The sequence below is a fragment of the Blochmannia endosymbiont of Camponotus nipponensis genome (assembly GCF_009827135.1).
In the GTDB taxonomy this organism is placed as follows: domain Bacteria; phylum Pseudomonadota; class Gammaproteobacteria; order Enterobacterales; family Enterobacteriaceae; genus Blochmanniella.
The window spans coordinates 573,833-586,982 of sequence record NZ_CP046534.1 but is presented as its reverse complement, the minus strand read 5'-3'; the positions used below and the strand labels follow the sequence as shown (position 1 = coordinate 586,982).

The following is a 13,150-nucleotide window of genomic DNA, read 5'->3' as shown; positions in this document are numbered from 1 at the left end:
TATACAAATATAATGTTAGAGGCAACATACATTAAAACCCAACTGAGTTAACATCTCGTTTTTAGAATCTACATAAGTTTCTACACACAACGAAGACCATTCTCTACGATCCAAATAACATTTACGTATCTTATCAAAACCCCCTGATACACAAGCAAATCGTCTTAACATAATGTCATCATACTGTATGTCATACACACATTTAACTAATTTACACAAAAGTATTTCATCTATTTCGTTGTGTACTTGCAAATAATAAATGCTAGAAGGATTCAATGTAGACAACTTAATTGTCTTAAAAATATTAAAAAAATTACAGTATGCATTATATATTTTCATAATACCCCGCGTTTTACTTTCAATAGTATAACCAGCAATATGAGCAGTTCCTATATCCACATAAGACAAAAGAGGTAAAGATAATTCTGGTTCTGTTTCCCACACATCTAATACTACATTTAATTTTTTACCATTTTCTAAAACTTTTAGCAAAGCATTATTATCTATTACAGGACCTCGGCAAGTATTAATTAAAATACGATTAGAAGGTAGAGCCTCCAACACATCAATGTCAACCATGTGCCATGTTGGATAATCCCCTTTATAAATTAAAGGGGTATGAAAAGTTAAAATATCCGCTTCAGAAATTAATGTTGCAAAAGACCTCCAAGGTTTATTTATGTTTTTTTGTGCTAATGGTGGATCACATAACAAAGTATGTACACCAAAATTATGCAATCTTTCATGCAACAAACTACCAATATGCCCTACCCCCACAATACCAATAATTTTATCACGCAAAAAAAATCCATCACGCTGCGCCAGCCAAAGTAATGCCGAAAACACATATTCCACCACTGCTACAGCATTATTTCCTGGCGCATAAAAAAAATTAACCCCATACTTTTTTAAATAATTTTGATCAATATGATCCACTCCAGCAGTTACAGTACCCACAAATTTTATAGCACTATCATCTAGCAACGCTTGATTTACTTTTGTTACAGAACGTACTATTAAAACATCTACATCTCTTACATCTTTAGCAGAAATAAAACGCCCTTCACATACTATCATTTTATTATCTACACCAAATAATTTATAAACATAAGGTATATTTTTATCGACTAAAATTCTCAAACTAAATCCTCCAACCAAATCACCATATATAAAATAAAATAATCACTTTTCAGATTCGCATACTTAACATATTGGTATAACCATTATGCAACATAACGTTCATGATCTTATACTGCTTGTATTTTTACGTTCATAAAATATAACTATCGAAAAAAAAGTTCTAAAAACACGATGCCTAACATAATTTTTATACGATAAATACTTATATTTTTAACAAATAAATTAACATTAAAATATCGATTAAAATGACTGCCGATTCACCAAATTTAATAATTGTTATATCATCACACGCATATAATACGTAAATTATAGTATTAGTTATATACCAATAATACTAATAATCTTTAAGAATATTTAGTCATAACTAATGTGGCATTTGTTCCTCCAAAACCAAAACTATTAGTCATGGCTGTTGTCAATTTACAGTAAATAGGTTTATTAACAACAATCCTCATATTCTTTATATATGGATCTAAATGATCAATATTGATACTCGGAGCAATAAAATTGTATTTTAACATTAATAAAGTAAAAATAATTTCATGAACTCCAGCAGCACCTAATGCATGTCCAGTCATTGATTTAGTAGAAGAAAAAGCAGGATGTTGATCACCAAAAATTTTACGAACAGCCCAAATTTCTTTAATATCACCTATTGTAGTAGATGTACCATGCACATTAAGATAATCTACTGGAACATTGACATCTCTTAATGCCATTTTCATACATCGCATTGCTCCCTCTCCAGAAGGAGCAACCATATCACAACCATCAGATGTAGCTCCATACCCAATAATTTCTGCATAAATATAAGCGTCACGACTTAAAGCATGTGTTAATTCTTCTATTACCACTATACCTCCGCCTCCTGCAATCACGAATCCATCTCGAGTTATATCATAAGGACGAGATGCTTTTTCGGGTGTCATATTATACTTTGTAGATAACGCACCCATAGCATCAAATTCACAAGCCATTTCCCAACATAACTCCTCTCCGCCTCCAGCAAAAATAATATCTTGCTTGCCCGATTGAATAAGTTCTACCGCATTTCCGACACAATGTGTAGATGTAGAACAAGCAGAACTGATAGAATAACTAACCCCGCGAATCTTAAAAAAAGTAGCTAAACACGCTGATACACCTGAAGCCATAGATTTAGTTACCATATACGGACCTACTCCTCTCAAACCGCGCAAGCGCATTCCATTAGATCCAGACACTTGATTACGTGGAGATCCCCCTCCAGATCCAACAATCAAACCTGTTTGATCATTAGTAACCATATCCGCAGACAACCCAGAATCTATTATGGCTTGCTCCATAGACAAATAAGTATAAATAGATGCGTCACTCATAAACCGAGCAATCTTACGATCAATTAATCCTGATGTATTCAGCTTGATATTACCCCACACATGACTGCGCATGCCAGATTCTTCTAATTCTTGAGAAAAAGTGACTCCGGATTTACCACTTTTTAAAGCAACTAAAACTTCATTTTGATTATTTCCAATACTTGATATAATTCCTAAACCAGTAATAACAGCACGTTTCATTTTTTTTATATACCTCATGATAATAATGTTTTTAATATCAAAATCACACTAAACCTTAAAGATATTTACTTACCATGTTAATTGTACGGAGAAATTATTAACATAAGAAATAAATTAATAATTCAAAGTTAATCGTACTTACTTAAATACAAAAATGTTTGTATTTATATTTAGGACATTGTTTCTTACATTAACAATCCAATATATGAAATATATTACTTGTAATTAATACTCATATTTGTTACAATATAAAGTTGATGTTGGTGCGTATATAATGAAATCGAGTTCATTATAAGACTTTTGCTATTTTAATAAAATAAGCACTGCGACTTATAAACTTGTGAAAAAAAATCATATCATGCTTACAAAGCATGATAAAAGTATCATTCACAATAGATATAAATGCATATATCTACATATTATTCTGATTTTATTTACACTAAAAATGCTCCTATATTAATATTAAACAATTACACCAAACAATCTACAATCCTATTTCATAGGAAATACATACATGCAATTAATGAACATCGTTTATCTACAAATTATATGATTACAATCATCATACTATTATACGCTAATTACACTAATGATATCAGGATTTCTATCTATATATATCTGTATAAAATCATAAAATATAATATTCTAAATCCTTCCTAAAAAATTACATTCTCAAAGAGAATCAGTCTGATAGACTCATATATCAATGTCATCATAGGAACAACTACAATCTATGAACAACAGAATTCAAGAAACACTAACAGATATTCATACTATATTAGATATATTACGTTGGAGTAGTAGTCAATTTAATTCTAACCCCATTTTTTATGGACATGGTACTGATAATTTTTGGGATGAAACATTACATTTAGTTTTACCTAGTTTGCATTTACCTATAAATATTCCAACAGAAATATACCAAGCTCGTTTAACTCAGAAAGAACGCACTAATATAATCAAACTAGTTAACTACCGTATTAATCAACGCATACCAGTACCTTATTTAACTCATCAAGCATGGTTTTGCGGTTTAAAATTTTACATAGATAAACGAGTCTTTATTCCTCGTTCTCCAATTGGAGAACTAATCACATCATATTTTCATAATCTACTACCTCATTATCCATATCGTATACTGGATGTAGGCACCGGTAGCGGATGTATTGCTATTGCAATCGCTATAGTTTATCCAAAATCTGAAGTAGATGCGATAGATATTTCTATAGATGCATTAAAAATAGCTGAACACAATATCAAATTATACAATTTAGAACATCGTGTTATCCCAATTCATTCTGACTTATTTAGCAAACTACCAAAATTAAAATATGATCTGATCATTACTAATCCTCCCTATGTAAATAATTCAGATATATGTAAATTACCAAAAGAATTTCATCATGAACCTATGATATCCTTGTCTGCAGGTAATAATGGATTAAAGGTAGTTCAAAAAATATTAAAAAATGTGATACATCATCTAAATATAAATGGAATTTTAATATGTGAAGTAGGTAGTACAAAAATAGCACTAAAGGAACATTATCCAAATATACCTTTTCACTGGTTACAACTATCTAACGGAGGAGAAGGTGTATTTATGTTAACTTATAAACAATTATTATCTTTCACAAACACTATATAGTTAATAATTAAGGAAATTAATAATGGCTGGTAATAGTATTGGACAATTTTTTAGAGTTACAACATTTGGAGAATCTCATGGATCTGCATTAGGAGGTATTATCGATGGAGTTCCTCCAAATATTCCTTTAACAGAAGACGATCTGCAATACGATCTTAATCGTAGACGCCCAGGTTCTTCCTGTTATACTAGTCAACGATCAGAATTAGATACAGTAGAGATTTTATCCGGTATTTTTAATAAAAAAACAACGGGTACTAGTATAGGCTTAATTATTAAAAATACTGACCAACGATCTCAAGATTATGAAAAAATAAAAGACCTATATCGACCTGGACATGCTGACTACACTTATGAAAAAAAATATGGTCTTAGAGATTATCGTGGCGGAGGACGTTCTTCAGCACGTGAAACAGCAGTACGCGTAGCGGCAGGAGCTGTTGCTAAAAAATACCTATTTAATAAAAAAAACATAAAAATTCGTGGATTTCTAGCTCAAATAGGTAATATCCATTGTAATTTAAAAGATTGGCAGCAAGTAGAAAAAAACCCGTTTTTTTGTCCTGATATTGAACAATTAACCGCATTAGACACATTAATAAACAACTTGAAAAAATCTGGGGACTCTATTGGCGCAAAGATAACAATAATAGCAGAAAATATACCGATTGGATTAGGCGAACCTGTATTCGATCGACTCGATGCTGATTTGGCCCATGCACTGATGAGTATTAATGCAGTAAAAGGTATAGAAATTGGAGATGGATTTTCAGTTATTACTAAACGTGGCAGCGAACATAGAGACGAAATGACACTAAATGGATTTCAAAGTAATAATGCTGGTGGGATATTAGGGGGAATTAGTAATGGACAACCAATCATCATACATATAGCTATTAAACCCACCTCAAGTATAACAATACCAGGGAAAACTATTACATGCAAAAATGAAGAAACACAAGTAATTACTACAGGGAGGCATGATCCTTGCATTGGAATTAGAGTAGTACCTATAGCAGAAGCTATGATAGCTATCGTGTTGATGGATCACTTACTCAGACAACGTGCGCAATGTGGAAAAATATAATCAAGAAATAAAAACTAATACACACACTGCACTCACAAAAAGCCCGATATGGTGTAAATATACCTATATCGGGCGTTCACAAAAATTAATTTATTTAAAACTATAATCATAAACGAATATATTTAAAGATCATATAAAATTAATAAAATGTGTTTTTAGATAAATTCTATCGTTTCAAAATTCTTATATACATTATTTACTTTTTATATATGATATACATCTATCATTTTTGAAGTATTCTAAAATAGAATATATAAACTATATATAAATGTAATAATTAAAAAATTAATTATAACAATTATGAATTTATATTACTATGTCTTCGTAGTTAAACGGATATAACAAGCCCCTCCTAAGGGCTAGTTACAGGTTCGATTCCTGTCGAAGACATAATGATTACAATATATATATAATCCTCCAATAATATTACATCCATTAAATATCAACTGTTTACTTATTCAACTAAAATCTATCACATAAAGGTATAAATAATTTATATATCAAATTAAATCAAATAAAATACATTATAGGTGGATTGATGTTACTTAAAACACAAATATATAATAATATTAAAAATTAAATAACTCATATTTATATATGTATACAAACAAATTCATTAAACACAAAATTAAATATATTTAGTTATAATAAAAATATACATACCGCTATTTTTTACACGATAAAAACAAAAACCTTTACAAATTCATTCTACCGTATTGAATATTTATTCACTAAATAATAGTACCGACTAATAAATATATATTCAAGAGTATTACTACTGTCGTTATTAACCAACCAATCAACTTGATCCATAAAGAATTCACTAATTCATTCATTAATTTAACATCTCCAGTAAATACTAACAATGGTATTAATGCAAGCGCAATTCCAAAGCTAAGCAATACTTGACTCATTATTAAAATACGTGTGGAATCAATTCCACAAGAAATCACTATAAATGACGGCAACATAGTAATAACACGACGCAATAATAACGGAATATGAAAGTGAACAAAACCTTGCATAACTACTTGACCCGCTAAAGTACCTACTACTGTTGACGATAATCCAGCGGCTGTTAAACTTAAACCAAAAACTACAGCTGCAGTATGGTTTAATAACGGAGATAATGTTAAATAAGCCTCATCCAAATTGGAAATACCAGTATATCCACTAAAGTGAAACACCGCTGCTGCAGTAGCCATCATAGATAAATTTACAAATCCAGCAACAGTCATTGCAATAGCAACATCCAATTTTGTAGAAGAATACCTCTCTGCTCTACTTGCTATTACACTATCATCTTGAGTAAGAGAAGAATGCAAATAAATAACATGTGGCATAATTGTAGCACCTAACACTCCTGCCGACAAAAAGACTGCTTCTCTATTTGGAAGTACTGGCCATAGCATATTCATACCTAATGCAACAAATTTAGGTTTCGAATAAAAAAGTTCAATAACATAAGCTATTGCAACAAAAAATAATAAACCTCCCACAACAAATTCTAATGGCTTTGTTCCATACTTTTGTAAAGTTAAAATTAAAAAAGTAACTAAACCCGTTAAAAATGCACCTTGCAATAAAGATATACCAAGTAGTATTTGAAATCCAATTGCTGCTCCAATAAATTCTGCCAAATCTGTAGCCATAGCAATAATTTCAGCTTGAATCCAATACATCCATACAACTGATCTTGGGAATTGATCTCGAATATGTTCCGCCAAATTCTTACCAGTAGCAATACCTAATTTTGCGGAAAGCAATTGAATTAGCATCGCCATGATGTTTGCCCATACCACAACCCACAATAACTGATAACCAAAAGTAGCTCCAGCCTGTATGTTAGTTGCAAAATTTCCAGGATCGATATATCCAATAGCAGCTATAAAAGCAGGTCCAAGTAATGTAAATTTAATTTTTCTTGTAGAGCGATGTTCAACTGCTGAATCTTCCTCTTTTAGCATATTAACAATCCTCATAGAAATTATGTTATTTGACTAACTTTATATACTCAAATAAAGTAATTATACTATAATGGATTTATAATCGTTGAGGGATCAAATTGAAAATGTAATCTCACTATAGATATTTATATTTTTCAAATATCCACAATTATAGCATAAGCTAATTTTTTAAAATTATATTTTTTAGATCCATTGGTAATTCTTTAATAACTATAGCGAACATATAAATACAGTTTATTTTTAATTAAAACGTATATAGATAATTTCGATTATTACTATTGCTTACATTAATGGAGTAAATATTGTGTCTCATATTTTACATTTTATTTTAGGATTTTCTACAATAATCATACTATCACTGCTTATTAGCAATAATCCAAAAAATATTCGTATACGCTTTATTTTTCAAATATTAATAATAGAAATTTTATTTGGATATTTTATTTTGCATTCCCAATTAGGGCTAAATTCTGTACGAAAATTATGTAATTTCTTCGATACATTAGCAATTTTTGCATCAGAAGGGACAAACTTCGTCTTCGGGGGAATGCATGAACAAGAATTAGCTACTTTTTTTTTAAATATACTCTGTCCAATCATTTTCATTTCCACGCTCATCGGAGTTCTACAATATACTCATATACTAACACTCGCTATTCGAATAATTGGAACTATTTTATCTAAAATTAATGGAATGGGGCAATTAGAATCTTTCAACGCTGTTAGTTCACTAATTTTAGGGCAATCTGAAAATTTTATAATATATAAAGATATTATAGGAAATATCTCTGAACCACGAATGTATACTATGGCAGCTACTGCCATGTCCACAGTATCGCTCTCTATAATTGGCGCATATATGACTATGTTAACCCCAAAATATGTTGTAGCTGCACTGATACTAAATATGTTTAGCGCTTTTATCATATTATCATTAATTAATCCATATGTAGTAAATAAAGAAAGAGACCTACATATAACCAGTTTCTATATTAGTAACCAAAACATTTTTGAGATCATAGGAGAATATATTTTAATTGGATTTAAAATAGCTGTCACTGTTGCTGCAATGTTAATAGGATTTATTGCGCTTATTTCTGCTCTTAATGCAATATTTAAAGTATTATTTAATACATCTTTACAAGAAATTTTAAGCTATATTTTCTTCCCTTTTGCTTGGATTATGGGTATACCTATTAATGAAACACTGCAAGCCAGTGGCATTATGGCAACTAAATTAGTTTCGAATGAATTTATTGCAATTATAAATTTACAAAAAATTTCTGCTGATTTATCCGCTCAAACTATAGGAATAATATCTGTATTCTTAGTGTCATTTTCTAATTTCTCATCTATTGGTATTATTACCGGTGCTATAAAGAGCTTAAATAAGACACAAGGTAATATGATATCTCATTATGGATTTAAGCTAATATATAGCTCTACACTCATCAATATGTTATCTGCTACAATAGCAGGTTTAGTTATATAATTAACAATTACTGACAATGAATAACAAACAATAAAATTTTATATATTTAAATATGAAATTACTAAAAACACTACTAAACATATAGCATGCTATTCTGGAATACCAATATATAAATATCCACAAAATAAAAAATAAAATAAAAATATATCCATATACACTATTTAATAAAAATTTATATGATAAAATAAAAATAAATGGAGCTAAGCGGAATCGAACCGCCAACCCCTTGCATGCCATGCAAACGCTCTCCCATTTGAGCTATAGCCCCATAATTAATTATAAATCTTTCCCGTTATATTATATATAATATAACCCATATACATATAACATATTCAACAAGTATATCTTAAGTTATGAAAAAAACACGCTACTATTACATAACAGTACACTTGTTGATAAAGTAAAAATATATTTAATTAATGTTTCTCTTTTATCTAATACAGCATTGAAATATAACGTATAGCTTGATCAATGCGCTCTAATACACGAGATTGCCCGATAGCATATATAGTAATGCTAAGAGTTGGAGAACAATCTGTTCCAGTCAATGCTACACGAAGAGACATACCTATTTTATCTATACTAATATTTAATTCATTCAGAGTTTCAATAATTACCAGCTTAATAGTTTCTGGAGTCCAATCAACTATGTTGCTAAATTTTTTTCTTAAACACTTTAACGGTGTTATTGCAATAGGCTTTAAGTAATCCTTGGATACTTTCTTTTCAAATATATCAAAATCCATATAAAAATAATGACAATTATTTGCAATTTCTTTTAATGTACGCGAACGTTTCGCAAACAATTTTACTATATCAGTTAGTTTTGGCCCATTTTTTATATTAATTCTCTGTTGATGCATATGCCATGATAAATGTGAAGCTACATAATCTATTGATAAATGATTAATATAATAATGATTTAGCCAAAGTAATTTTTCATAATTAAAAACACTAGGAGATTTACTAATTCTACTAATATCAAAATATTTTTTCATCTGTTCAATACTAAAGATTTCTTTATTGCCATAAGACCATCCCAATCTTACTAAATAATTCAGTATAGCTTCAGGAAGAAATCCATCATTACGATATTGCATAAGTCCCAATGTTCCACAACGTTTTGATAGTTTTTTTCTATCATCATCCAATATCATTGACACATGAGCATATATCGGTATTGGAGCATCCAACGCCTTTAAAATATTAATCTGACGTGGAGTATTGTTAATATGTTCCTCACCTCGTATAACGTGAGTAATTCGCATATCCATATCATCTATTACAACACAAAAATTATACGTTGGAGAACCATCAGCTCGGCGAATAATTAAATCATCTAACTCTTTATTATCAAATGTAATTGTACCTCTAATCTGATCATGAAAAGTTACTATACCTTCCTGAGGATTGCAAAACCGCACTACATAAGAAGAACTGACACAAGTAGCACTATGTGTAATCACAGATTTATAACGACAATAACCATCATATTTAGGTTTTTCTCCATTTTTTATTTGATTTGATCGTAATAAAGCTAACCTTTCCGACGAACAATAACATTTATAAGCCATACCATGTTGAATCATATAATTTATTACACTATTATAGCGATGAAATCGATTAGTTTGAAAATAAGGACCTTCGTCCCAATTTAAACCAAGCCAATTCATACCCGAAATAATCAACTCAACAGCATCATTTACAGAACGTTGTAAATCAGAGTCTTCTATACGCAACAAAAACTTACCGCCTTGTTTACGAGCAAATAACCAAGAATATAAAGCAGTACGAATATTTCCAATATGTATAGAACCTGTAGGACTAGGCGCGAATCGAGTTTTAATATCCATAAAGATCACATATCTAATTATGTATAACCATGTAAAACTTATGTAAATTATACAAACATTAAATTTGATTTCAAATTAATAAAATATAATTAAAAACTCTATTTTTATAAAAATCCGTTGACTCATATCAATGAATCCATATAATTCAATTCAACAGAAAAGGTGATTAGCTCAGTTGGTAGAGCATCTCCCTTACAAGGAGAGGGTCGGCGGTTCGAATCCGCCATCACCTATTTATTTTTTAATTTTATTGGGTCGTTAGCTCAGAAGGTAGAGCAGTTGACTTTTAATCAATTGGTCGCAGGTTCGAATCCTGCACGACCCAACAATCGATTATTTTCATTATCATATCAACAATATTATTAATCAACTATCAAATTAATAATATTTCAACCCCCCTAACTTTAGGTTACACATTCTCACATAATACATGCATCTCATAATGCAGCACAAAAAACACATCTTCTGAGGAGGTAATAAAATATTCATTTAATCAATCTAATCTAGAAATCTTGAAAATTTATCTAAAGATGTTTCAATGACACACGCTATTTTAGTTTTAACAATACCTATTGTTTCATATCATTTAATTACTCAAATAATACTACTTAGTTGAATCCCAATAGCAGGATCAATTAAATCCTGAACATTTTTCAAATTATCTGGGTTTTTAAAAAAATAATATATATTATTAGCTATAATTGGTCCTACATTTTTTACATTAGATAATGACTGTAAATCAGCAGCAACCACATTTTCAATATTTCTATATACAACGGCTAAATTATTAGCTACTATTTCACCTACACCATGAATGCTTAATGCATAAATAAAACGAGCCAAAGTAATTTTTTTAGAATTCTCAATAGCTCTTAATAAACGTTCAGTATATTCTATCCCACATCCTTCTAAACAAAGTAACTTATTTTTATTTAAACGAAAAAAATCAACCGGAGTAGATATCAACTGTCGACTAACTAATTGTTCAATAACTCTATTTCCCATACCACAAATATTCATTGCTTTTCTGGAAACAAAATGTTCTAGTGTTGCTTTTCTTTGAGCAAGACATGCTAATCCGGACGTACAGCGCAATACTGATTGATGATACCATGTTCTAATAGTAGATCCACATACCGGGCAAACCTTCGGTAATTCTATAACTTTTACATGATTAGCAGCACGTTCTGACAAAACTACTTCTAAAATTTTAGGAATAACATCGCCAGATCTTTGTATACGAACTGTATCACCAATCATTAATCCCAGTCTCTTAACTTCATTTATATTATAAATATTTACTTTTCTTATTGTAACATCAGAAAGTATAATAGGTTTCAAATAAGCTATTGGCGTAATAATACCTGTTCGCCCAACCTGGAAAATAACATTTTCCACCTTAGTACACCTTATATCCATAGGAAATTTATAAGCAAACGCCCAATTAGGGGCTTTAAAACTACAACCTAATTTAGCCTGATATTTACAGTTGTTTACTTTAACAACTATTCCATCAATATTAAACTCTAAATCAGCTCGTATTTTTTTTATATAAGAATAATACTCTAATACTTTGTCAACTCCTCTAACTAAACAAATATGATTACTAATTGGTAACCCCCAGTTCTTACATAACTGCAATCGTTTCAAATGACTATCTGGTAACTCTTGCCCTCCAGAATAATCGCTGATACCATAACAATAAAAACTCAATGGACGTTTAGCTGTGATACTAGGATCTAAGTGACGCAATGAACCAGAAGCAGCGTTTCTTGCATTAGAAAAAGGTTTATTACCTTGTTGCGTTGTTATTCTATTCAATTTCAAAAAACATAACTTAGATATAAATACTTCTCCTCTGATCTCTAATAAATATGGTAGACTATAATGGTTATTAGTATCAATTTTTAAATACATGGGTACCGAACTAATAGTGCTTATATTCTTGGTAATATCCTCCCCAATTCTTCCATCACCTCGAGTTGCCGCACAAATCAATTTCCCTTCTTTATATAATAAACTAGCCGCTACTCCATCTATTTTCAGCTCACAACAATATGACATAATGTGATTATCATTAAGTTTAATTTTTGTTCGTTTATCAAATAAAAACAATTGAGATGCGTCAACAATACTATTTAAAGACAACATTGGCGCCTTATGCCGTATTTTATTAAAATTTTGTTGCAAAACACCCCCTATACATTGAGTAGGAGAATTTTCTGTAATCAAATGTGGATAAATTTTTTCTAACTGATTTAATTCTGCTAATATTGCATCATATTTTTCATCAGATACTGCAGATTCATTTTTTGTGTAATATAAAAATTCCCAATGATGTAACTTTTTTCTTAAGTTTTTTATTTTTTGTTTAACAAATTTCATAATATGTGGTATCTCAACG

Annotated in this window: 8 protein-coding genes and 4 tRNA genes; 6 read left to right on the top strand and 6 right to left on the bottom strand. The window is 30.1% G+C overall.

Annotated features, from left to right (window positions below; translation table 11 throughout):
• Window positions 1-15 precede the first annotated feature (15 nt).
• Both GN161_RS02450 and fabB read right to left on the bottom strand, forming a co-directional pair.
• Entirely contained in the window at window positions 16-1,140 is a 1,125-nt protein-coding gene (locus tag GN161_RS02450) for a 4-phosphoerythronate dehydrogenase (RefSeq protein WP_159715225.1), read from the bottom strand.
• A gap of 344 nt (window positions 1,141-1,484) precedes the next feature.
• Window positions 1,485-2,699 (bottom strand): beta-ketoacyl-ACP synthase I, encoded by a 1,215-nt coding sequence (fabB, locus tag GN161_RS02445; protein WP_159715223.1) that lies wholly within the window; start codon window positions 2,697-2,699, stop codon window positions 1,485-1,487.
• 733 nt (window positions 2,700-3,432) lie between these two features.
• Between fabB and prmB the strand changes: the two genes are divergently transcribed.
• From prmB to GN161_RS02430, 3 genes are all read left to right on the top strand, one after another.
• Window positions 3,433-4,347: a 50S ribosomal protein L3 N(5)-glutamine methyltransferase gene (gene prmB, locus GN161_RS02440; RefSeq protein ID WP_159715221.1), complete on the top strand. Its 915-nt coding sequence runs from the start codon at window positions 3,433-3,435 to the stop codon at window positions 4,345-4,347.
• A 22-nt stretch (window positions 4,348-4,369) separates the two neighbouring features.
• A complete protein-coding gene (gene aroC, locus GN161_RS02435) occupies window positions 4,370-5,434 on the top strand; it encodes a chorismate synthase (RefSeq protein WP_159715219.1) in 1,065 nt (354 codons plus the stop codon).
• 318 nt (window positions 5,435-5,752) lie between these two features.
• Window positions 5,753-5,824, top strand: a tRNA-Arg gene (locus GN161_RS02430).
• A gap of 341 nt (window positions 5,825-6,165) precedes the next feature.
• On the opposite strand, the gene GN161_RS02425 is transcribed toward GN161_RS02430, so the two are convergent.
• Window positions 6,166-7,401, bottom strand: a complete 1,236-nt coding sequence (locus GN161_RS02425) for an Nramp family divalent metal transporter (protein ID WP_159715217.1) — start codon at window positions 7,399-7,401, stop codon at window positions 6,166-6,168.
• Between the two features lie 304 nt (window positions 7,402-7,705).
• Here GN161_RS02425 and GN161_RS02420 point away from each other — a divergent pair, with 304 nt between their 5' ends.
• Entirely contained in the window at window positions 7,706-8,893 is a 1,188-nt protein-coding gene (locus GN161_RS02420; RefSeq protein WP_159715215.1) for a NupC/NupG family nucleoside CNT transporter, read from the top strand.
• A 195-nt stretch (window positions 8,894-9,088) separates the two neighbouring features.
• Here the strand turns inward: GN161_RS02420 and GN161_RS02415 are convergent.
• A tRNA-Ala gene (locus GN161_RS02415) sits at window positions 9,089-9,161 on the bottom strand.
• Between the two features lie 166 nt (window positions 9,162-9,327).
• Window positions 9,328-10,746 (bottom strand): glutamate--tRNA ligase, encoded by a 1,419-nt coding sequence (gene gltX, locus GN161_RS02410; protein ID WP_159715213.1) that lies wholly within the window; start codon window positions 10,744-10,746, stop codon window positions 9,328-9,330.
• 160 nt (window positions 10,747-10,906) lie between these two features.
• Between gltX and GN161_RS02405 the strand changes: the two genes are divergently transcribed.
• Window positions 10,907-10,979: transfer RNA gene (locus GN161_RS02405), tRNA-Val, on the top strand.
• Window positions 10,980-10,998: 19 nt separating this feature from the next.
• Window positions 10,999-11,071, top strand: a tRNA-Lys gene (locus GN161_RS02400).
• Window positions 11,072-11,340: 269 nt separating this feature from the next.
• On the opposite strand, the gene ligA is transcribed toward GN161_RS02400, so the two are convergent.
• Entirely contained in the window at window positions 11,341-13,131 is a 1,791-nt protein-coding gene (ligA, locus tag GN161_RS02395) for an NAD-dependent DNA ligase LigA (protein ID WP_159715211.1), read from the bottom strand.
• Window positions 13,132-13,150: the final 19 nt, after the last annotated feature.